Here is a 21,291-nt window from a genome sequence, read left to right on the forward strand (position 1 = left end):
CCCTCCTCGCGTCTGTCTCGCGCGCGACCGGTCGGTTCGCAAAGGCCGGTCAGTTCGCAGCGGCCGGGCCGGTCTCGTCGAGCAGCTTCCGGTACCAGTCGCGCAGCTGGTCGCCGCCCTTGGAGCGCCACTCCGACACGGCCTGCTGGACGTCGCCGATCTTCTTGCGGCCGCGCACGACGTCGTCCTCCAGCTGCTCGAAGTCGTCCGCCAGGTTGGTCCAGCGGGCGGGCTCGGTGATGGTCAGCCCGTAGAAGGAGGTCTTCCTGGTGAAGGCGCCCATCCGCTGCTGCCACTCGACCTGGAGCCGGGTGATGTCGGGCCGGTCGGGGTGGGCGATGTAGGCGGCCGGGTCGCCCAGGTAGTCGAAGGCGCCCACGACCTGGAGGTTGCCGGTGTCGTTCTTGACCGGCAGGCCCTTCTCCAGCGTGTAGTGGGTGCCTTCGACGCCGTAGTCCGTGAGCATGCGCTCCTTGGTGCCGTACGGCGCCGCGCAGAAGTTCGCGATGGCGAGGACGTCCTTGACGACGGTTTCCGAAGCCTTGTTGCTGACGAAGGTCCAGATGTTCGCCGGCTGGGTGGCGTAGAGGACCGGGTCGGAGCCGTCGTGTCCGACGATGTCGAAGGCACCCATCCGGAAGCCGGGGTTGCGCGCGGCCTGCTCGACGCTCTTGCTGTACCAGTGGGAGAGGTCCTGGTTGTAGAGGAGGGCCTGGCCGGCGGTGAAGCGGTTGCCCGGGTCGCCCTGCGTGGAGCCCGCCCTGGCGTCCGGGTGGACGACGCCCGCCGCGAAGAGCTTGCGCGTCCACTCCAGGGCCTCGAGGTACTCCTCGGTCTCGACGCGGTTGACCAGCTTGCCGTCGACCAGGTTCCACCACAGCGCCTTGTCGCCGCCGGGCAGGACGCCGAACATGCTGAAGGCGGTCCACTTCATGTCGTCGCAGGCCCACACCTTCGCCCGCGCGTCGGTGGCCTCCTTCGCCCAGGCGAGGAACGCGTCCGCGCTCTTCGGCACCGGATAGCCCTCCTTCTCGAAGACGTCCTGCCGGTAGAAGGGCGCGATGTTGACGACGTACGAGCCGGGCATCGGGATGCCGCGCAGCGCGCCGCCGAAGATGGAGCGCTGCCACGCGTCCGTCGGTACGGCGGCCAGGTTCGGGTACGCCTTGACCTTGTCGCCGGAGAGGTACGGGCCGAGATCGGCGAACTTGGCACTGACGGCGCTGGGGATCTTGCCGGTGAGGTTCCAGGCGGGCACCACCACCACATCGGGGATGTCGCTGGAGGCGAGCACCGCTCCGAGTTTCTCGTCGTAGGTGTTGCCGTCCTGGTTCTGCCAGACGGTCCGGACGCCGATGGCCTCGTCCATGGCCCGGTAGTACGCGTTGTCGCGCTTGGGCGGGCTGCCCCACAGCGGCGCCATGATCCGGACGGTGCTGCCCCGGCCCGCCTTGCGCGGCACCGACGTCTTCAGCCGCTCGGTCGCGATCGCCGTGGTGTAACCGGCCGAGGAGCCGTTCTTTGACGGGAGGTCGGGTGCGACGACGTGCTGTGCCACGAACGCCGGAAGGATCTTCCTCGCGTCCTTGCCGGAGGTGGTGCCGTCCCTCTTCGCACGCGGCTCGCCCCCGCAGGCCGCCAGCAGGGGCACCCCGCCGGCCGCCGCGGTCGCGGCGAGGGCCGTGGAGGCGAGGAAGCGTCGCCGGCCGACGCCGGAGCCCGGGGCGGTGGTCGGTGCGGAGGAGGAGCTCGGCGTCATTGCGTCAACCCTTCATGGCGCGCCAGGACACCCGGCGGAGGCCCGCCGGTCGGCTGAGGTGTCGGTGCGGGCGGGAACTGGCCCAACGGAAGCGGCAGTTCGTCGAAGCGCTTCGATATTGCTGCGAGGTTAAGTGAACCCCTGCGGCCGCACAAGGGTCGATGGCAAGATTGCTCGGACCTGCCCGGGGTGTGCAGGCGCACAACGTGGCTCGGTGGCCGCCGGGTTGGTGCCGCGCCGTGTCTTGACACCCGCCCTCGGTCGGCCCGAGCATCGAAGCGCTTCGAATGAGCGTGTTTCCGAACTCCGTAAGAACTCCGCGAGGGGAACCGCACGTGACCGCAGACCGGCCGCCCTTCCGCGACTCGCAGCTGCCGCTGGCCAAGCGCGTCGACGATCTGCTCGGGCGCCTCACGCCCGCCGAACGGATCGCGATGCTCCACCAGTTCGCGCCCGCCGTCGACCGCCTGGGCGTCGCCGCCTTCCGCACCGGCCAGGAAGCCCTCCACGGCGTCGCCTGGATGGGCCCCGCGACCGTCTTCCCCCAGGCCGTCGGCCTCGGCGCCACCTGGAACGACGACCTCGTGCGCCGCGTCGGCGAAGCCGTCGGCAACGAGGCGCGGGCCATGCGCGCCCGCGACGACCGCGTCGGCCTCAACGTCTGGGCCCCCACCGTCAACCTGCTGCGCAACCCCCTGTGGGGGCGCGGCGAGGAGGGCTACTCCGAGGACCCCGCCCTCACCTCCGCCATCGCCGTCGCCTACACGCGCGGCCTGCGCGGCGACCACCCCACCTACTGGCGCACCGCCCCGGTCCTCAAGCACTGGCTCGCCCACAACAACGAGACCGACCGGGACACCACCTCCGCCTCCGTACGCCCCCGCGTCCTGCACGAGTACGACCTGCGCGCCTTCCGCCGGGCCGTCGAAGCGGGCGCCGTGGCCGGCGTCATGCCCGCCTACAACCTGGTCAACGGCCGCCCCAACCACCTCTCGCCGCACCTGCGCGACCACCTGCGCACCTGGACCGACCGCGAACTCCTCGTCTGCTCCGACGCCGGCGCGCCCAGCAACCTGGTCGACTCCCAGCACTACTTCGCCACCCACGAGGAAGCCACCGCCGCCGCCCTGCGCGCCGGCGTCGACAGCTTCACCGACCACGGCACCGACAGCACCACCACTGTGGCCCGGCTGGGCGGCGCCCTCGACCGGGGGCTCATCCACGAAACCGACATCGACACCGCCGTACGCCGCCAGCTCCACGTCCGCTTCTCGCTCGGCGAGTTCGACCCGGACCTCGACCCCTACGCGACGACGACCGCCTTCGACACCGACGAGCACCGCGCCCTCGCCCAGGAGACCGCCGAGCAGGCCGTCGTGCTCCTCACCAACGACGGCATCCTGCCGCTGGACCCGGCGGCCCGGCCGCGCGTCGCCGTCGTCGGCCCCCTCGCCGACGTGTGCAAGCTCGACTGGTACAGCGGCACCCTCATCCACCGCTCCACGCCCCTGGACGGCCTGCGGGAACGATTCGGCGCCGAGAACGTCACCCACGCCGAAGGCACCGACCGGGTACGGCTCCGCTGCGCCGCCGGGTACCTCCGCGTTCCGCACTCCGAAGCCACCACCGGCACCCGCGGCGCCGAGGGCTCCCTCGACCCCGCCCTCCTCGCCGGCCGCACCGACCTGCCGCCCCTCCACCCGGACGCCCACGGCACCGAACTCGCCCTCACCGACTGGGGCGACGGCGTCCTCACCCTCCGCGCGCCGGACGGCCGCCACCTCTCCGTCGCCGCCGACGGCCTGGTACGCGCCTCCGCCGACCAGCCCGGCGGCTGGGTCGTCCAGGAGACGTTCCGGCTCCAGCCCCATGCCGGCGGTCACCTCCTGAAGCACCTCGGGACGGGCGGGTACGTCTCCGTCACCGCCGACGGCGCGAAAGTTGCCGCCCGCGCCGATCAGGCCGAGGTCTTCACGGTCGTCACCACCGAGCGCGGCGAGGACGCCGTCGCCAGGGCGGCCGCCGGCGCGGACGTCGTCATCGTCGTCGCCGGCAACGACCCGCACATCAACGGCCGCGAGACCGAGGACCGCACCACCCTGGCCCTGCCCGCCGCCCAGGACCGGATCTGGCGCGCCGCCCACGCGGCCAACCCGCGCACCGTCCTCGTCCTCGTCTCCTCCTACCCGTACGCCGTTCCCGACGCCGCCGCCGAGCTGCCCGCCCTGCTGTGGACCGCGCACGGCGGGCAGGCCGCCGGCACCGCCCTCGCCCGCGTCCTCGCCGGGGACGTCTCCCCGGCCGGGCGGCTGCCCCAGACGTGGTACGCCACGGACGACGACCTGCCGGGCCTGCTGGACTACGACATCATCGGCAGCCGCCAGACCTACCTGTACTTCGACGGCACCCCGCTGTTCCCGTTCGGCCACGGCCTGTCGTACGCGTCCTTCACCTACGGCGATCCGAGCGCCGAGCGCGACGACGACACCATCCGGGTCGCGTTCACCGTCACCAACACGGCGCCCGTCCCCGCCGACGAGGTCGCCCAGCTGTACGTACGGGCCGTCGCGCCCTCCGTGCCCCGGCCGCTGCGGGAACTCGCCGGCCACCGGCGCGTCCACCTCGCGCCCGGTGAGGCGCGGCGCCTGGAGTTCGACGTGCCCGTCACCGCGCTCGGGTTCTGGGACGTGGCCCACGGCCGCTGGACGGTCGAGCCGGGGGCGTACGCGTTCCTCGCCGGGGCCTCCAGCGCCGACATCCGGCTGACCACCACCGTCACCGTCGACGGCCCGCCCCGCACCCCGCGTCCCGTCCTCGACCGGCCGCTGGCCGCCGCCGACTACGACGAGGAGCACCTCACCGAGCTGGCCGACCGCACCAAGGTCCGCGGCGACTGCGTCACCCCTGCCGTCCCCGACCGGCCCGCAGGGATGCTCTTCCGCGACTGCGACTTCGCCACCGGCGCCTCCGCCGCTGCCCTGGAGGTCTCCGGCGCCGGCACGGTCACCCTCACCCTCGGCGACGGCACCGCGCTCGCCTCCGTGGACGTGGCGGCGCCCGGCGGCCCGTACGACTACACCACCCTCACCACACCCGTCGACGTACGGGGCGTGCGGGACCTCCGCGTCGCGCTGACCGGCACCGTACGGCTGGCCTCCCTCGCCTTCACCCGCTGAGGGCGCCCGGCCCGAACTGCGCCCGGCGGCTCCCAGGGGCACGCTTGAACCGTGAAGAACCCCGGGGAGACGGGCTCGGGCCTGCGGTCGCTGGGCGCCGCCCTGTCCGACGTCATGCGGCGGACGGGCGCCGCCATCGGCATGGTGTACCTGCGCCCGCCGGGGGACAGCGCGCTGCGGCTGGCGGTGCTGAGCGGCGTCTCCCTGGAGTTCGCCGCCCCCTGGATGCGGGTGGCGCCGCGTGACCCCGTCCCGGTGGCGGACGCCGTGGCCGAGCGGCGCCTGGTGTGGATCGGGGACCGGGAGGAGATGGCCCGCCGCTACCCCCGGCCGGGCCTCGTCCTGCCGTATCCGTTCTCCCTGGCCGCCGCGCCGATCGCCGACGGCCCGGCCGCCGGGGGCGGCCTGGTGCTGCTGTGGCCCGGCGGCCACGCGCCGCAGCTCTCGGCGTCCGAGGAGGACGCCGTCCGGGCCGGTTGCGACCGGATGGCGCTGGTGCTGGCGCGGGCCGTCGACCGGGGCAGCCCCGTCGTGCCGGGGCCCCAGCCGCGGATCGTCCGGCCCTCCCGGCGTACCCCCGGGCCCATCGAGGCCACGGCGGCGGTGGAGTTCATCGACCGCCTGCCCGGGGGGAGCTGCGCGCTGGACCTGAACGGCCGCATCACCTTCGTCACCGCGGACGCCGCCGACCTGCTGGGAGCCGAGGCCGAGGACCTGACCGGCGCCCTGCCCTGGGAGGCCCTGCCGTGGATGGACGACCCCGCCGTCGAGGACCGGTACCGGGCCGCGGTCATCAGCCGCCGGACCACGTCGTTCACCGTCCTCCGGCCGCCCGACCACTGGCTCTGCTTCGAGCTGCACCCCGACGCCACCGGCATCAGCGTCCGCATCACCCCGGCCGCCGCTGCCCCCGACCGGGGCGACGAGGCCCCCGTCGCCGCCCCGGAACACACGGCCCACTCCCCCCTGCCCAGCCGGGCCACCGCCCTGTACCACCTGATGCACCTGGCCGCCACGCTCACCGAGGCCGTCGGCGTACAGGACGTGGTGGACCAGGCCGCCGACCAGATCACGCCCGCCCTCGGCGCCCACGCCCTCGCCCTGCTCACCACGGAGGACGGCCGGCTGCGGGTCGTCGGCCACCGCGGGTACACCGCCGACGCCATGGCCCGGTTCGACTCCGCGCCCCTGACCTCGGACACCCCGGCCGCACACGTCCTGACCAGCGGAACCCCGCTCTTCTTCGGCAGCCGGGAGGAACTCGCACGCGACTACCCGTCCGCCTTCGTGCTCGACAGCGAGGGTGCTGCCTGGGCCTTCCTGCCACTGATCGCCTCGGGCCGGCCGGTCGGCTCGCTGATCGTCGCCTACGACCGGCCCCGGCCGTTCCACCCCGGAGAGCGCGCCATCCTCACCTCCCTGGCCGGGCTGATCGCCCAGGCCCTGGACCGGGCCCGGCTCTACGACAGCAAGCACGAGCTCGCCCACCGCCTCCAGGCAGGTCTCCTCCCGCACACCCTGCCCCACATCCCCGGCCTGGAGGTCGCCGCCCGCTACCTCCCCGCCGGCCACGGCATGGGCATCGGCGGCGACTTCTACGACCTGATCAGGCTCAGCGGCACCACCGCCGCCGCGACCATCGGCGACGTCCAGGGCCACAACGTCGAGGCGGCCGCCCTCATGGGCCAGGTACGGGCCGCCGTCCACGCGAGCGCCGGCGCGCCGCCCGGCGAGGTCCTCGCCCGCACCAACCGCCTGCTCACCGACCTCGACCCGGGCCTGTTCACCAGCTGCCTGTACGCGCACATCGACCTCAGGCACCACCGGGCGCTGCTCGCCACCGCCGGGCACCCTCCTCCCCTCGTACGCCACCCCGACGGCCACACCCAGGTGCTCGACCTGCCTCCCGGCCTCCTCCTCGGCATCGACCCGGCCGCCGACTACCCCACGGCCGGGGTCACCCTGCCCATCGGCACCGTGCTGGCCCTCTACACCGACGGCCTCGTCGAGGCACCCGGCGTCGACATCGACGACGCGACCGCCGAACTGGCCGGGAAACTCGCCGAGGGCGAGGCCCTGAGCATGGACGGCCTCGCCGACACGCTCATCGGCCATGCCCACGGCTCGGCGCCCCGCGACGACGACATCGCCCTGCTCCTCCTCCGTACCGCCGCGCCGTCGTGAGCCCCCCGGCTCAGCGCGCCGAGAAGCCGTGCACCGTCGTCGACCGGTAGGTCTCGCCCGGCCGCAGCACCGTCGACGGGAACGCGGCCTGGTTCGGTGAGTCGGGAAAGTGCTGGGTTTCCAGGCACAGCCCGTCGCCCTGCCGGTACGTACGCCCCGACGGCCCGGCCAGCGTGCCGTCCAGGAAGTTCCCCGAGTAGAACTGCACGCCCGGCTCCGTCGTCGCGATCGTCATCGTGCGCCCCGATCGGGGGTCGCGCAGCGTCGCGAAGGGCTCCGGCCGGTCCGTGATGCCCTTGTCCAGCACCCAGTTGTGGTCGTACCCCTTGGCGAGGACCAGCTGCGGGTGCGCCGTACGGATGTCCTCGCCGATGGTCTTGGCGTGCCGGAAGTCGAACGGCGTGCCCGCGACCCTCGCCCGCTCACCGGTCGGGATCAGGGTCGCGTCGGTCGGCGTGTAGCGGGAGGCGGCGAGCCGCAGCTCGTGGCCGAGGACGTCGCCGCCGCCCTCACCCGCGAGGTTGTAGTACGTGTGGTTCGTCAGGTTCACCACCGTCGCCCGGTCGGTGGTCGCCGTGTAGTCGATCCGCCACTCCCCGCGCGCCGTGAGGGTGTACCTCACCGTCACCTTCAGCGTGCCCGGGTAGCCCATCTCGCCGTCCGCGCTCACATACCGCAGCACCAGCCCCACACCCGTGGCGTCCGTGAACGGCTCCACGTCCCACACGCGCTTGTCGAACCCCTGGGCGCCGCCGTGCAGGCTGTTGGGCCCGTCGTTCACGGACAGCTCGTAGGTCCTGCCGTCCAGGGTGAAGCGGCCGCCCGCGATCCGGTTGCCGTACCGGCCGATCAGCGCGCCGAAGAACGGTGACGACGACACATAGGCGTCGAGGTCGTCGAAGCCCAGCGACACATTGGCGTACCGGCCGCGCCGGTCCGGTATCTCCAGGGACTGGACGATGCCGCCGTACGACAGGACCTTCAGCCGGGTGCCGCCGTTCTCCAGCGTCCAGCGGTACACCTTCGTGCCGTCGTCGAGCGTCCCGAAGAGCTCCTTCACCGGCTTCCTTCCACTCGACGCGCCGTTCGAGGCGTACGACGGGGAGCCCGCCGCTGCCATGAGTCCCGTGGCGGCCGCGGCCGCCAGCACCGTCCGTCTGCTCGTATCCATTCCACAACTCCTCGGAAAGAAGGGTTACTTGCCGGCCTTGCGCTTGTTCCAGACGTCGAACCCGACCGCCGCCAGCAGCACCAGGCCCTTGATGACCTGCTGGTAGTCCGTCCCGATGCCGACCAGCGACATCCCGTTGTTGAGCACGCCCAGCACCAGGCCGCCGATCACGGCGCCCATCACCGTGCCGACACCGCCGCTCATCGAGGCGCCGCCGATGAACGCCGCGGCGATCGCCTCCAGTTCGAAGTTCAGGCCCGCCTGCGGGGTGCCCGCGTTCAGCCGCGCCGCGTACACACAGCCCGCCAGCGCCGCCAGCACGCCCATGTTGACGAACACGAGGAAAGTGACCCGCTTGTCCTTGACGCCCGACAGCTTCGCCGCCGCCTTGTTGCCGCCCAGCGCGTACACATGGCGCCCGATGACCGCGTTGCGCATCACATAACCCAGCCCGATCAGCAGCGCGCACATGATGAGCATGACCACCGGTACGCCGTGGAAGCTGGCCAGCGTCAGTGTGAACGCCACCACGGCGGCCGTGAGCGCCACGCACTTCAGCGCCCAGATGCCGGCCGGCAGCACGTCCAGCTCGTACGCCACCTGCCGCCGCCGGTCGCGCCACTCGCGCAGCAGCAGGAAGACGACCGCGACGAGCCCGAGGAACAGGGTGGGGTTGTGGTACTGGGTGTAGGGGCCCATCTCGGGGATGAAGCCCTTGGCGATGTTCTGGAAGCCCTCGGGGAACGGGGCTATCGACTGCCCCTCCAGCACGATCTGCGTGAGGCCCCGGAAGAGCAGCATGCCGGCCAGCGTCACGATGAACGACGGGATGCCGAGGTAGGCGATGAAGAACCCCTGCCAGGCACCCGCGACCGCGCCGATCAGCAGCGACAGCACCAGCGCCAGCACCCACGGCATGTCGTGCTTGACCATCATCACCGCCGACATGGCGCCGACGAACGCGACGACCGAACCGACGGACAGGTCGATGTGGCCGGCGATGATGACGATCATCATGCCCATGGCCAGGATGAGGATGTAGCCGTTCTGCTGGATCAGGTTGGAGACGTTGTTCGGCAGCAGCAGCGTGCCGTCGGTCCAGATCTGGAACAGCACGACGATGAACGCGAGGGCGATCAGCATGCCGTACTGGCGCATGTTGCCGCGCAGCCCGTTCAGCAGCAGGGCCGCCGCCGACGGCTGCGGTGGGGCGTCCTGTGGCTGGGGACGCGGGGGAGTGGTCGTGGTGGTCATGACGGTGCCTCAGCTTCTGTTCATGGTCATCTGGCGCATCAGGACTTCCTGGGTGGCCTCCGCGCGGGCGACCTCACCGGTCAGCCGGCCCTCGGCCATCGTGTAGATCCGGTCGCACATCCCGAGCAGCTCCGGCAGTTCGGAGGAGATGAACAGCACGGCCTTGCCCTCGGCCGCGAGCCGGTCGATGACGGTGTAGATCTCGTACTTGGCGCCCACGTCGATCCCGCGCGTCGGCTCGTCGAGGATCAGCACCTCGGGGTCGGCGTGGATCCACTTGCTGAGGACGACCTTCTGCTGGTTGCCGCCCGACAGCCGCCCCACCTGTTCGAAGACGGTCGGCGCCTTGATGTTCATGGTGGTGCGGTAGCGCTCGGCGACCCGGCGTTCGTGGTGCTCGTCCACGACGCCCCGGCGCCGCATCCCGGGCAGGGAGGCCAGCGAGATGTTGCGGTTGATGTTGTCGATGAGGTTGAGGCCGTAGCTCTTGCGGTCCTCGGTGCAGTACGCCAGGCCCGCGTCGATCGCCGCCGACACGGTCTTCGTCACCACCTCACGGCCGCCCACTTCGACCGTCCCGGCCACGTACTGGCCGTAACTGCGCCCGAAGACGGACATCGCGAGCTCCGTGCGGCCCGCGCCCATGAGCCCCGCGATGCCCACGATCTCGCCGCGCCGCACGGTCAGCGACACGTCGTCGACGACCGTGCGCTGGTGGTCGACCGGGTGGCGGACCGTCCAGCCCCGCACGGCCAGCGCGACCTTGCCCGCGTCCTCGCCCTCGTACGGCGTACGGTCCGGGAAGCGCTGGTCGAGGTCGCGGCCGACCATGCCCCGGATGATCCGGTCCTCCGACAGGCGTGGTTCGTCGGCCGGGGTCTCGCGGACCGTGAGGGTCTCGATGGTCCGCCCGTCGCGCAGGATCGTCACCGCGTCGGTGATCCGCCGGATCTCGTTCAGCTTGTGCGAGATGATGATGCAGGCGATGCCCTGGTCGCGCAGCTCCAGGATCAGGTCCAGCAGCTTCGCGCTGTCCTCGTCGTTGAGCGCGGCCGTCGGCTCGTCCAGGATGAGCAGCTTCACCTCCTTGGCCAGCGCCTTGGCGATCTCCACCAGCTGCTGCTTGCCCACGCCGATGTCGGCGACCGGCGTCTGCGGCTTCTCGCGCAGCCCCACGCGCTTCAGCAGCGCGCTCGCCCGGCGCAGCGTCTCGTTCCAGTCGATGACCCCGCGGGTGGCCTGCTCGTTGCCGAGGAAGATGTTCTCGGCGATCGACAGGTACGGCACGAGCGCCAGCTCCTGGTGGATGATCACGATGCCGTGCCGCTCGCTGGCGCGGATGTCCTTGAAGGCCACCGGCTCGCCCTCGAACCGGATCTCGCCCTCGTACGATCCGTGCGGATGGACCCCGCTGAGCACCTTCATCAGCGTCGACTTGCCCGCGCCGTTCTCGCCGCAGATCGCGTGGACCTCCCCGGCCCGCACCGTCAGGTTCACCTCGGAGAGCGCCGTGACGCCGGGGAACGTCTTGGTGATCCCGCGCATCTCCAGTACGGGCCGCGTCACTTGAGCTGCCCGGCGGTGAAGTAGCCCTCGTCGACGAGGAGCCGCGTGTTCGACTTGTCGATGCTGACCGGGTCCAGCAGGAACGACGGCACGGTCTTCTTGCCGTTGTGGTAGTCGGTGGTGTTGTTGACCTCGGGCTTCTTCCCGTTGAGGACCGCGTCGCCCATCTTCACCGCCTGCGCGGCCAGCTTGCGCGTGTCCTTGAAGACGGTCTGGGTCTGCTCGCCCCGGATGATCGACTTCACCGACGCCAGCTCCGCGTCCTGCCCGGTGACCACCGGCAGCGGCCGGCTCTTCGTGCCGTAACCGGCGCTCTTGAGGGCGGAGATGATGCCGATGGAGATGCCGTCGTAGGGGGACAGGACCGCGTCGACGCGCTCCTCGCCGTAGTTCTTGCTGATCAGGTCGTCCATCCGCTTCTGCGCGGTGCCGCCGTCCCAGCGCAGCGTGGTGGCCTGGTTCATCCGGGTCTGCTTGCTGCGCACCACGAGCCGGCCGCTGGCGAGGTACGGCTGGAGCACCTTCATGGCGCCGTTCCAGAAGTACTTGGTGTTGTTGTCGTCCGGCGAGCCCGCGAACAGCTCGATGTTGTACGACTTCCCCTCGGCGGTCGGCGGCCCGAGCTTCAGCGCGTCGACGATGTACTTCGCCTCCAGCTCGCCGACCCGCTCGTTGTCGAACGACGCGTAGTAGTCGACGTGCTCGGTGCCCATGATGAGGCGGTCGTACGAGATCACGGGGATGCCCGCGTCCTCCGCCCGCTGGAGCACCTCGGTGAGCGCCGAGCCGTCGATGGCGGCGACCACCAGCAGCTTGCGCCCCTTGGTGATCATGTTCTCGATCTGGGCGATCTGGTTCTCGACCTTGTCGTCGCCGTACTGGAGGTCGGTGTCATACCCCGCCTTCCGAAACTGCTCCGCCATGTTCCGGCCGTCGGCTATCCACCGCTCGGAGGCCTTGGTGGGCATGGCGAGCCCGATGGTGCCGCCCTTGCCGCTCTCGGCCTTGTAGCGGCTGCCGCCCCTGGCCTCCTGGCCGCAGGCGGTGAGCGAGACGGTGAGCAGCGCGGCGAGGGAGGCCGCCACGGCGGTTCTGCGGGAGGTGCTGCGGGTGTCGCGCATGGTTCAGTGGCCTTCCGGGACGGGGAAACGGCGGAGCTCCCCCGGCAGCCGCGAGCCGAGCGGGGACATCCCGCCGTCCGCGCCGTGCCGGGCCAGCAGGTCGAGGACGAGCCGCCCCCGGCGCACCCGCTCACGGGCGGTGGCGAGCGCCGTGTCGCGCAGCTGCGCGCCGTACGGGTAGATGCCGGGGGAGCGGCTCAGGCCGAACTTCAGGTAGAGCGGCGCGCCGCGCCGGATCAGCTCGGCCGCCTCGTACATCCGGATGTAGCCGCCGAGGTCGTCGGGCGCCTCGACGTACATGTCCATCGGCGCGCGGGCGGCCAGCCGGATCTCGGTGAGGTGGTCCAGGGTCAGGTCGGAGGGCACGTTGATGGAGTCGGCGCCGAGCGCCTCGTACACCGCGTACGAGGCCGGGTTGACCGGGCCGGTGAGCGCGGACAGCTTGAACGTGGTGCCGGCGGGCAGGTGCCCGGCCGCGCGCAGCCGGTGCAGCGTCCACAGCACGCCCTCGTCGGCGACGAGGAGGCAGCGCACACCGAGCTCGGTGGCGCGGCAGGCGTCCTCGACGCAGCCGGCGAGCGCGTCGTGGCCGCGGGCGCGCAGCCCGGCGCCGCCCGATTCGGTGCGGGTGCCCGCGCCGATGTCCCAGGTGCCGCGCGGGCCGGTGAACAGGCACAGCTCGATGTCGCGTTCGGCGCAGGACTCCACCATCTCGGTGATCTCGGCGTCGGTGAGCATCCAGACGCCGCTGCCCTGGCTGATGCGGTGGATCGGTACGTCGAGCCGGGAACTCTCCTTGAGGACGACGGCCAGGGCCTCCGGGCCCTCCACGGAGGGGATCTCGGTGCGCCAGGTGCCACCGTCGGGGAAGGTGTGCGGCGAGGCGTCGGCCGGGTCGACGGCGGGCGCCGGATGGCCGATGGCGGCGAGGGCGTCGGCGCCGGGGCGGCGAGGTGCTGACGGGGCGGTCACAGGGCTCCAATGTTCGATATGTCGGACGTGGTTCGCGGAGTTGGGTGTACGGCGGTACGGGGTGCGAGCAGGGCACCCCCGTACCGCCGTACGGCACAAGGGGCGGGGTTACGGGATCAGCAGCACCTTGCCGGTCTTCGGATCGCCGCCGCCCACCAGCGCGACGGCGTCCGCGAACCGCTCCAGCGGGAACTCGTGCGTGATCAGCGGCGCCGGATCTAGCAGCCCGAGCCCGAAGGCCCGCACCGCGTCGCACCACGCCGACGAGGGCGCGCCGAAGACGCTGCGGATCTCCAGCTGGCTCACCGACAGGTGTACGGGGTCGATGCCGACCGCACCGGGCGTGAACATCCCGGTCAGCACCACCCGGCCACCCCGCCGCGCCAGCAGGCAGGAGGCGGCCGCCGTGGACGGCGCCCCGGCGGTCTCCACCACCAGGTCGAAACGCCCGCGGTGCCCCTCCGCCTCGGCCGGGTCCAGCGACTCGCTCGCCCCCAACCGCAGGGCCTGCTCGCCGCGCGCCGTCCGCGGATCGATCACCGTCAGCCCGGCGGGGGAGGAGCCGGCCAGCAACTGCACGGCCAGCAGGCCCAGCGTCCCCGCGCCCACCACCGCGACCCGCTCGCCCGGGCGCGGCCGCCCCGCCCGTACCGCCGCCGCGATCACGGCGGCCGGCTCCAGCAGGGCGGCGGCCCGCAGGTCGGCGTCGTCGCGCAGCGGGTGCAGCAGCCGCGCCGGCACGATGACGTGGTCGGCGAAGGCGCCCGGCTCGGTGAACCCGGTCTCCGCGTACCCGCCCTCGCACAGGCTGGTCTCGCCGTACCGGCAGCGCTCGCACGCCCCGCACGCCCGGAACCCCTCCGCGACCGTCTTCCGCCCGACGAGCGCCGTGTCGACGCCCTCGCCCACCGCCTGGACCGTCCCGGCCCACTCATGGCCCGGGACCACCGGGTAGCGGACGTACCCGGGGTCCCGGTGGCCGTCGTACACCTCACGGTCGCTCATGCAGATCCCGGCCGCGGCGACCCGCACGAGCACCTCGCCGGGGCCGGGCGCCGGCACATCCCGCTCGACGATCCGGTGCACCCCGGGCCGCTCGACGAGGAGGGCGCGACTGGGCGCACCGCTCGGCGGGCGGCTCGGCGCGGTGTCCGGCGGGCGGCCGGGCGCGGCGCCCCGCGTGGCGTCCGGCGCACTGCCGGGCATGCTGCCCGGCGCACCCCCCGGCGGGCGTCCCGGCCCGCCGCTCGCCGCACGGCTCACTTCGGCGCCCTCTTCTCCCAGCCCTCGGCCCACAGGTCGAACCGGGCCCGCTGCTGCGGGAACTCGGCCGCCGCGTCCACGTCCAGCTCCACGCCGAGACCCGGCGCGTGTGACACCTCGAAGCAGCCGGTGGCCGGGTCGACCTGCGGCGCGCCCTTGACGACCTTCTTGATCTCCGCGTCCGCGAAGTCGTTGAAGTGCTCCAGGATCTTGAAGTTGGGGGTGCAGGCGGCCAGTTGGAGGGAGGCCGCGGTGAGCACGGAGCCGCCCACGTTGTGCGGGGCGACCAGCATGTAGTGCGTCTCGGCGGTCGCCGCCAGCTTGCGGGTCTCCAGGATGCCGCCGATGTGCCCGAGGTCGGGCTGGATGATGTCGACGGCCTGCGACTCGAACAGTTCCCGGAACTCGATCCGGTCGTGGATCCGCTCACCGGTCGCCACCGGCAGGTCCACCTTCTCGGCGACCTTCGCCAGCGCCTTGAGGTTCTCCGGCGGCACCGGCTCCTCCAGCCACGCGGGCGTGAACGGCGCCATGTCCTTCGCCAGCCGCACGGCCGTCGACGGGCTGAACCGCCCGTGCATCTCCAGCATCAGCTCCGCGTCCGGCCCGATCGCGTCCCGCACTGCCTCGATCAGCGACACCGCGTACCGCGTCTGCTCCGCGTCCAGCTCGAAGTGGCCGGTGCCGAACGGGTCGATCTTCAGCGCCCGGTAGCCGCGCGCCATGACCTCCTTGGCCGCCTGGTGGTACGCCTCGGGGGTCCGCTCGGTGGTGTACCAGCCGTTCGCGTACGCCTTGACCCGGTCCGTCACCTTGCCGCCGAGGAGCTGCCAGACCGGCACCCCCAGCGCCTTGCCCTTGATGTCCCAGCACGCCATCTCGACGACCGCGATGCCCGACATGACGATCTCGCCCGCCCGGCCGTAGTCGCCGTACTTCATCCGGCGCACGAGATCCTCCACCGCGAAGGGGTCGGACCCCGCGATGTGGTTGGCCTCGGCCTCCTTGAGGTAGCCGATCAGCGCGTCCGTATGCCCCAGCATGCGCGTCTCGCCCACACCGGTGAGTCCCTCGTCGGTGTGGACGAGCACATAGGTGAGATTGCGCCAGGGGGTCCCGACGACATGAGTGCTGATTCCCGTGATGCGCACGGCAGTTGCCCTCTCCGAACTCGTTCGATATTTCGTCACACGTTCGAAATCTTGGCGTGACCGTAATCAGCCACTCGGGAGGTGTCAATGGTTCGCGCGGGTCCGCTTCCGGATCCGCCTGCCCCGGGGCCATTGCCCGGCGAAGTCGGCTACGGTTAGCCTGTGTTCGTCATACCGGTCAAGGGCCGGAGTTTCGAACGAAGGGGTGGGTGGACGGTATGGGTCGTCTTGTCCCCGCTGTGACCAGGGCGCTCGACATCCTGGAACTGTTCCTGGAGGGCGACGGCACCCTCTCCGCACCGGAGGTCACCCGCAAGCTCCAGCTGCCCCGCACCACCGTCCACGAACTGCTCACCACCCTCGCCGCCCGCTCCTACCTGGTGCCCCTGCCCGAGCAGCCCGGCCGCTACCGCCTCGGCGTACGCACCTACCAGCTCGGCAGCCGGTACGCCGAACAGCTCGACCTCGCCGCCGAAGGCCAGCGGGTCGCCCGGGAGGTCGCCGAGACCTGCGACGAGACCGTCCATGTCGCCATCCTGGAGGACACCGACGTCATCTACATCGCCAAGGTCGACTCCACCCACGCCGTCCGCATGGTCTCGGCGGCCGGCCGCCGGCTCCCCGCGCACTGCACATCCGTCGGGAAGATGCTCCTCGCCTCCCTGCCGCAGCATGAACTGGACGCCCGGATCGAGGGGCGTGACCTGGTCGCGATGACCTCCAACAGCCTCACCGACCCCGACGAGCTGCGCGCCGAGCTCACCGCGATCCGCGAGCGAGGCATCGCCTCCGAGCACCGCGAGTCCAACCCGGACGTCAGCTGCGTCGCCGCTCCCGTGCGCGACAGCGCCGGCCGGGTCGTCGCCGCTCTGTCCATCTCCGTCCCCATGATCCGGTGGAGCGAGGAGCGCGAGGCCGAACTCGCCGAACTCGCCGCCAAGGGCGCCGACGACCTCTCCGTCAGCCTCGGCCACCGCGGCGGCGGCCGGTGAGCCGCGCGACCGGTGTCGAGGTCGCCGTCCGGGAGTACGCCCGGCTCGGCGAAGGCCCCACCTGGGACCCGGCCGCCCGGCGCCTCATCTGGGTCGACATCCTCGGGTCCCGCGTCCACACCTACGACCCGGCGAGCGGCCGCCGTACCGTCATGGCCACCGAGCAGCACGTCGGCGCCGCCAAGCCGCGGGACCGCGGGGGACTGGTCGTCAACCTCAGGGACGGCGTCGGGCTGTACGACGCCGATGGCGGGTTCTCCTGGCTGGTCCACGACCCCGTCCCCGGGCGGCGCGGCAACGACGCGGCCGTCGCCCCCGACGGGGCCCTGTGGGCGGGCACGATGCGCTACGACGAGGCGGCCGGCGGTGGCACCCTCACCCGTATCGCCCCCGACGGGACCGCCACGGCCGTCTTCCCCGGCGTCGCCGTCAGCAACGGCACCGGCTGGAGCCCGGACGGCACCCTCATGTACTACATCGACAGCCCCACGAGGCGCGTCGACGTGTGGCGCGTCGCCGGTGAACGGGTCACCGACCGCCGCCCGTTGGTGACGATCGAGCCCGGCGCCGGCTTCCCCGACGGCCTCACCGTCGACGCGGAGGGGTGCGTCTGGGTCGCCCTCTGGGACGGCGCCGCGATCCGCCGCTACACGCCGGACGGCACCCTGGACAGGGTCGTCGAGCTGCCCGTACGCCGCCCCACCGCCTGCGCCTTCGGCGGCCCCGGACTGCGGGACCTCTACCTCACGACCGCCCGCACCGGCCTCACCCGTCCGCATCCGCTCTCCGGCTCGCTGCTGGTGCTCCCGGACGCGGGACAGGGTCTGGCGGGCGTGCCGTTCGGGGGCTGACACCCGACGGCAAGCGCTTGCTACGATCGCGCCCTCGCATCGGCGGAGCGGGGGCCGTGCGAGCCCATCACCATCAGCTACGCAACGCGCGACGACGCGCAGGGAGAGGCCGCCGGTGACCCCCCTGACCCCCCACCCACAGCAAGCACCGAGACACCTGACCCGGCCCGTCCCCACCCTGCGGCGTACCTCCGCCGATGGTGACGCCGCCGCCGAGTTCCACGACTTCTTCGAACGGCACTACGCCGAACTGGCCCGCCTCGCCCACCTGCTGACCGGAGAGGCCGACGCCGCCGACGACCTCGCCGCCGACGCCCTGCTCGCCCTCTGGCACCGCTGGGACCGCGTCCGCGCCGCCGAACACCCCGCCGCCTACGCCCGCGGCGTCGTCGCCAACCTCGCCCGCAGCCGCATCCGCAGCGCCGTACGCGAACGCCGCCGCATCGCCCTGTTCTGGTCCCAGCACGCGACCCACACCGACGACCCGGACATACCGTCGGTCGTCGACGTCCAGGGCGCCCTGCGCACCCTGCCGTTCCGCAAACGGGCCTGCGTCGTCCTGCGCCACGCCTTCGACCTCTCCGAACGGGACACCGCCCTCTCCCTGGGAATCTCGGTCGGTACGGTCAAGAGCCAGACGTCCAAGGCCATGGCCCAGCTCGAACGGCTGCTCGGCGGCCGGGCGGCGACGCACCTCATGGGGAAGACATGGACGAGCTGAAGCGCCGGCTGCGGGACGCGGCCCACTCCCACCACCCCGACCGCGCGCGCATCCTCGCCCGCGTCGAACATGGCATTGCACCGGCCGCGACCCGTACGCCCTGGATCAGGGTCGCGGGCGCCACCGCCGCGGTCGCCGTAGTGCTGGGCGCCGGGGCCTGCGCGGCGGCCGCCGTACTCGGCTCCGACGTGGCGGACCGGAGCGTGAGCGCTCCCCCCGCCGACCGGCTCATGGCGGACGGCGCCGTCGCCCCGCACGGCAACCGCTTCTGGGCCCAGAACAACGTCACCCTCACGGCCCCCCGGCCGCTCACCGCCCTCACCGTCGACGTACGCGTCGCCCGGACGGACCGCGTGGCGAGCACCGGCCACTGGCGTACCCTGCCCGCCCACGACTTCACCGTCTCCGTACGCGAGGACAAGGACGGCGCCCTCCACTACACCTGGACGCTCAAACCCGGCCGCACCGCCCCCGCCGGACGGCACGTCTTCGCGGCCCAGTACAACCACGCGGAGGGCGGCCGGGACGCCACCGGTGACCGCTATACGGTCACCGCCACGACCGCCGACGGCCAACAGCACACGGCACGCGGCGACTTCGCCCCGTAAGCCGCGCCGAAAATCCCCCTCAACGGCGGCAACCCTTCGGGCGGCGGCGACGACCAGCACCCGCAAGGTCTCACCCCCACACGAAGGAAACGGGACACATGAGTCAACGAGCCGCACACTCCCCACGGCGCACCGGGCGCCGCGCCCTCCTCGCCCTCACCGGCGCGGTCGCCCTGACCGGCGCCGCCATCACCGCCGGCGTCACCCTCCCCACCGCCGGTGCCGCGGCCGCCTGGCCGACCCCCAGCGGCAGCAAGGCCGTCCCGGCGACCATCGCGGTCCCCGCCTCCACCCCGTACGACGGTGGGATGAAGCGCCACTACGGCACCGGCGACCTCGGTGACGGCGGACAGGACGAGGGCCAGTCCCCGCTGTTCACCCTGGCGGACGGCGCCGTCCTGAAGAACGTCGTCCTCGGTTCCCCGGCCGCCGACGGCGTCCACTGCCTGGGCAGCTGCACCCTCCAGAACGTCTGGTGGGAGGACGTCGGCGAGGACGCCGCCACCTTCAAGTCGAAGTCGTCGAGCGCCGTATACACGGTCACGGGCGGCGGCGCGAAGAAGGCGTCCGACAAGGTCTTCCAGTTCAACGGCGCGGGCAAGCTCACCATCACCGGCTTCCAGGTCTCCGACTTCGGCAAACTGGTCCGCTCCTGCGGCAACTGCTCCACCCAGTACAAGCGCACCATCGTCGTCGACAACGTCGACGTGACCGCGCCCGGCGGCAGCATCGCCGGCATCAACACCAACTACGGTGACACCGCCACTCTCCGCAACATCCGGATCCACGGCGACAGCAGCAAGAAGATCAAGCCGTGCGTGCGCTACACCGGCAACAACACCGGCGCCGAGCCGGTCCAGACGGGCAGCGGGCCCGACGGCACGTACTGCCGCTACACGGCGTCGGACATCACCTACCAGTGACGACACGGCCCCTGCCGGCACCGGCTCGACCCCGGTGCCGGCAGGAGCCGGCGCCGGTAATGTCCGCCCCATGGTCACCATCATCGAGGCGCCGTCCGTGCTGGGGCTGCGGCCCTCCGGCGTCCAGGGCCTGCCGACGGCCCTGCTCGACGCCGGTCTCGCCGGCCGCCTCGGTGACGCGGTACCCACAGTCCGCGTCGACCCACCGGCGTACGACCCGAGGCGCGACGCCGCCACCGGCATCCGCAACCCCGACGGGATCGCGCGGTACGCCGTCGACCTGGCCGACGCGGTCGGCGACGCCCTGGACTCCGGCCGCTTCCCCGTCGTCCTCGGCGGCGACTGCACCGTCCTGCTCGGCACCCTCCTCGCGCTGCGCCGCCGCGGCCGCCCGGGGCTGCTGTTCCTGGACGGCCACACCGACTTCTACCAGCCGTCGGCGGAACCGGCCGGCGAGGCGGCCTCGATGGAACTCGCCCTGGCCACCGGCCGGGGCCCGCGCCTCCTCACCGACCTCGAAGGCCGGGGACCGCTGCTGCGGGACGAGGACGTCGTCGCCCTCGGCTTCCGCGACGCGGAGGAATCCGCCGAAGCGGGGATGCAGCCCCTCCCGCCGGAGCTGTACGCCATGGACCTCGACGCGGTACGCGCGACGGGCGCCGCCGCCGCGGCCCGCCGGGCGGTCGACCGGCTCACCGGCGGCGACAGCGACGGCTTCTGGGTCCACCTCGACGCCGACGTCCTGGACGACGCCGTCATGCCGGCCGTCGACTACCGCATCCCGGGCGGGCTGACCTGGCAGGAACTCGAAACCGTGCTGCGGACGGCACTCGCCGACGAACGGGCCCGGGGGCTCGACGTCACGATCTTCAACCCGCGCCTCGACCCCGACGGCCGTATCGCGGCCCGCCTCACCGAATGCCTGGCACGCAGCCTCGCGGCCCGCCCCGGCCACTGAACCGGGACGCCGAGGTGCCGCGCCGGCCGCCGCCCCTGAGGCGTCGTACGGAGCGACGATGGTCCCGTGACGAACCGCAGCACCGGTGTGCCCCGGCCCGGCTTCGGGAGGTACAGCTTCACCCGCTGGTCGGGACCGGCGAGGGCCTTCCCACCGAACGTGACCCGCACAGAGCGTGGGGCTGGCAGTGACCCCACAGTGGCGCCGATACCGCGCACCCACCCGTTTGGTGTAGGGGATGCGATCCGGGTACCCGGCGACGACAATGACTGCAGGACGAGCAAGGAGGCGGCATGAACGCTGAGCCCGATTCGACCTCCCAGCGAGAGGGCGTCACGCCCGACAGGCTTCTGCACAGCGGCGCCGAAGGCGAATTCAACGCGGAAGACCTGGTCCTCGCATCAGGACGTGACGTCAACCCCAAGAACCTGGCCTGGGCCGAGCGCAGGCTGGCCGAGAAGGGCAAGGCCGCCCTCGACGAACTCCTCCCCTGACGGCAGGCCCCCGGGCCACGCGGCCCGCCGCCGCGTGGCCCTTTCGCCTGGGGCATGCGCTTCGGGCTCGGCCCCAGGACATGCCCCACGGAGCGGACCCAACGGCAACCGCGCCCGGACGGGCGAC

General features: G+C 72.3%; 17 protein-coding genes. 9 read left to right on the top strand and 8 right to left on the bottom strand.

Features of this window, described 5'->3' with window-relative positions:
- Positions 1-49: 49 nt before the first annotated feature.
- Entirely contained in the window at positions 50-1,759 is a 1,710-nt protein-coding gene (locus tag AMK26_RS20025; protein ID WP_073756048.1) for an extracellular solute-binding protein, read from the bottom strand.
- A 335-nt stretch (positions 1,760-2,094) separates the two neighbouring features.
- On the opposite strand from AMK26_RS20025, the gene AMK26_RS20030 reads away from it, so the two are divergent.
- Both AMK26_RS20030 and AMK26_RS20035 read left to right on the top strand, forming a co-directional pair.
- Positions 2,095-4,935: a glycoside hydrolase family 3 C-terminal domain-containing protein gene (locus AMK26_RS20030; protein ID WP_073756049.1), complete on the top strand. Its 2,841-nt coding sequence runs from the start codon at positions 2,095-2,097 to the stop codon at positions 4,933-4,935.
- 114 nt (positions 4,936-5,049) lie between these two features.
- Positions 5,050-7,119, top strand: coding sequence for a SpoIIE family protein phosphatase (locus AMK26_RS20035; RefSeq protein ID WP_079277733.1), 2,070 nt, complete (start codon positions 5,050-5,052; stop codon positions 7,117-7,119).
- Positions 7,120-7,129: 10 nt separating this feature from the next.
- Here AMK26_RS20035 and AMK26_RS20040 read toward each other — a convergent pair whose 3' ends face one another.
- The 7 genes from AMK26_RS20040 to AMK26_RS20070 all read right to left on the bottom strand — a co-directional run bounded on the left by AMK26_RS20040 (position 7,130) and on the right by AMK26_RS20070 (position 15,617).
- On the bottom strand, positions 7,130-8,290 hold the full coding sequence (locus AMK26_RS20040) for an aldose epimerase family protein (RefSeq protein ID WP_073756051.1): 1,161 nt from the start codon (positions 8,288-8,290) through the stop codon (positions 7,130-7,132).
- A 24-nt stretch (positions 8,291-8,314) separates the two neighbouring features.
- Positions 8,315-9,544 carry a multiple monosaccharide ABC transporter permease gene (mmsB, locus tag AMK26_RS20045; protein WP_198944118.1) on the bottom strand — a complete coding sequence of 410 codons (1,230 nt, stop codon included), beginning with the start codon at positions 9,542-9,544 and terminating at the stop codon, positions 8,315-8,317.
- Between the two features lie 9 nt (positions 9,545-9,553).
- Entirely contained in the window at positions 9,554-11,089 is a 1,536-nt protein-coding gene (gene mmsA, locus AMK26_RS20050) for a multiple monosaccharide ABC transporter ATP-binding protein (protein ID WP_073756304.1), read from the bottom strand.
- Between the two features lie 17 nt (positions 11,090-11,106).
- Positions 11,107-12,231 carry a multiple monosaccharide ABC transporter substrate-binding protein gene (gene chvE / locus AMK26_RS20055; RefSeq protein WP_073756052.1) on the bottom strand — a complete coding sequence of 375 codons (1,125 nt, stop codon included), beginning with the start codon at positions 12,229-12,231 and terminating at the stop codon, positions 11,107-11,109.
- 3 nt (positions 12,232-12,234) lie between these two features.
- Positions 12,235-13,203, bottom strand: a complete 969-nt coding sequence (locus AMK26_RS20060) for a hypothetical protein (protein ID WP_073756053.1) — start codon at positions 13,201-13,203, stop codon at positions 12,235-12,237.
- A 108-nt stretch (positions 13,204-13,311) separates the two neighbouring features.
- Complete coding sequence (locus AMK26_RS20065; protein ID WP_079277694.1) at positions 13,312-14,409, bottom strand: zinc-dependent alcohol dehydrogenase; 1,098 nt, start codon at positions 14,407-14,409, stop codon at positions 13,312-13,314.
- 53 nt (positions 14,410-14,462) lie between these two features.
- Complete coding sequence (locus AMK26_RS20070; protein WP_073756055.1) at positions 14,463-15,617, bottom strand: mandelate racemase/muconate lactonizing enzyme family protein; 1,155 nt, start codon at positions 15,615-15,617, stop codon at positions 14,463-14,465.
- 218 nt (positions 15,618-15,835) lie between these two features.
- Here AMK26_RS20070 and AMK26_RS20075 point away from each other — a divergent pair, with 218 nt between their 5' ends.
- The 7 genes from AMK26_RS20075 to AMK26_RS20105 all read left to right on the top strand — a co-directional run bounded on the left by AMK26_RS20075 (position 15,836) and on the right by AMK26_RS20105 (position 21,164).
- Complete coding sequence (locus AMK26_RS20075) at positions 15,836-16,609, top strand: IclR family transcriptional regulator (RefSeq protein ID WP_073756056.1); 774 nt, start codon at positions 15,836-15,838, stop codon at positions 16,607-16,609.
- Complete coding sequence (locus AMK26_RS20080) at positions 16,606-17,460, top strand: SMP-30/gluconolactonase/LRE family protein (protein WP_073756057.1); 855 nt, start codon at positions 16,606-16,608, stop codon at positions 17,458-17,460. The genes AMK26_RS20075 and AMK26_RS20080 overlap by 4 nt, the downstream gene beginning before the upstream one ends.
- A 178-nt stretch (positions 17,461-17,638) precedes the next feature.
- Positions 17,639-18,181: a SigE family RNA polymerase sigma factor gene (locus AMK26_RS20085; RefSeq protein WP_073756305.1), complete on the top strand. Its 543-nt coding sequence runs from the start codon at positions 17,639-17,641 to the stop codon at positions 18,179-18,181.
- Positions 18,169-18,789 carry a hypothetical protein gene (locus AMK26_RS20090; RefSeq protein WP_073756058.1) on the top strand — a complete coding sequence of 207 codons (621 nt, stop codon included), beginning with the start codon at positions 18,169-18,171 and terminating at the stop codon, positions 18,787-18,789. Before AMK26_RS20085 ends, AMK26_RS20090 begins: the two co-directional genes overlap by 13 nt.
- A 98-nt stretch (positions 18,790-18,887) precedes the next feature.
- Positions 18,888-19,712: a pectate lyase gene (locus AMK26_RS20095; RefSeq protein ID WP_073756059.1), complete on the top strand. Its 825-nt coding sequence runs from the start codon at positions 18,888-18,890 to the stop codon at positions 19,710-19,712.
- A 70-nt stretch (positions 19,713-19,782) separates the two neighbouring features.
- Positions 19,783-20,670 (top strand): arginase family protein, encoded by an 888-nt coding sequence (locus AMK26_RS20100; protein ID WP_073756060.1) that lies wholly within the window; start codon positions 19,783-19,785, stop codon positions 20,668-20,670.
- Positions 20,671-20,963: 293 nt separating this feature from the next.
- Entirely contained in the window at positions 20,964-21,164 is a 201-nt protein-coding gene (locus tag AMK26_RS20105) for a hypothetical protein (protein ID WP_073756061.1), read from the top strand.
- Positions 21,165-21,291: the final 127 nt, after the last annotated feature.

Origin of the sequence: Streptomyces sp. CB03234 (assembly GCF_001905885.1) — a bacterium.
GTDB lineage: Bacteria > Actinomycetota > Actinomycetes > Streptomycetales > Streptomycetaceae > Streptomyces.

What these genes read in the sequence shown, in the direction of transcription:
- mmsA (WP_073756304.1), bottom strand. Translation starts at nt 11,089, where the DNA reads ATGCGCGGGATCACCAAGACGTTCCCCGGCGTCACGGCGCTCTCCGAG.
- AMK26_RS20075 (WP_073756056.1), top strand. Translation starts at nt 15,836, where the DNA reads ATGGGTCGTCTTGTCCCCGCTGTGACCAGGGCGCTCGACATCCTGGAA.
- AMK26_RS20100 (WP_073756060.1), top strand. Translation starts at nt 19,783, where the DNA reads ATGGTCACCATCATCGAGGCGCCGTCCGTGCTGGGGCTGCGGCCCTCC.
- mmsB (WP_198944118.1), bottom strand. Translation starts at nt 9,544, where the DNA reads ATGACCACCACGACCACTCCCCCGCGTCCCCAGCCACAGGACGCCCCA.
- AMK26_RS20040 (WP_073756051.1), bottom strand. Translation starts at nt 8,290, where the DNA reads ATGGATACGAGCAGACGGACGGTGCTGGCGGCCGCGGCCGCCACGGGA.
- AMK26_RS20065 (WP_079277694.1), bottom strand. Translation starts at nt 14,409, where the DNA reads ATGCCCGGCAGTGCGCCGGACGCCACGCGGGGCGCCGCGCCCGGCCGC.
- AMK26_RS20090 (WP_073756058.1), top strand. Translation starts at nt 18,169, where the DNA reads ATGGACGAGCTGAAGCGCCGGCTGCGGGACGCGGCCCACTCCCACCAC.
- AMK26_RS20095 (WP_073756059.1), top strand. Translation starts at nt 18,888, where the DNA reads ATGAGTCAACGAGCCGCACACTCCCCACGGCGCACCGGGCGCCGCGCC.
- chvE (WP_073756052.1), bottom strand. Translation starts at nt 12,231, where the DNA reads ATGCGCGACACCCGCAGCACCTCCCGCAGAACCGCCGTGGCGGCCTCC.
- AMK26_RS20025 (WP_073756048.1), bottom strand. Translation starts at nt 1,759, where the DNA reads ATGACGCCGAGCTCCTCCTCCGCACCGACCACCGCCCCGGGCTCCGGC.
- AMK26_RS20105 (WP_073756061.1), top strand. Translation starts at nt 20,964, where the DNA reads ATGAACGCTGAGCCCGATTCGACCTCCCAGCGAGAGGGCGTCACGCCC.
- AMK26_RS20035 (WP_079277733.1), top strand. Translation starts at nt 5,050, where the DNA reads ATGCGGCGGACGGGCGCCGCCATCGGCATGGTGTACCTGCGCCCGCCG.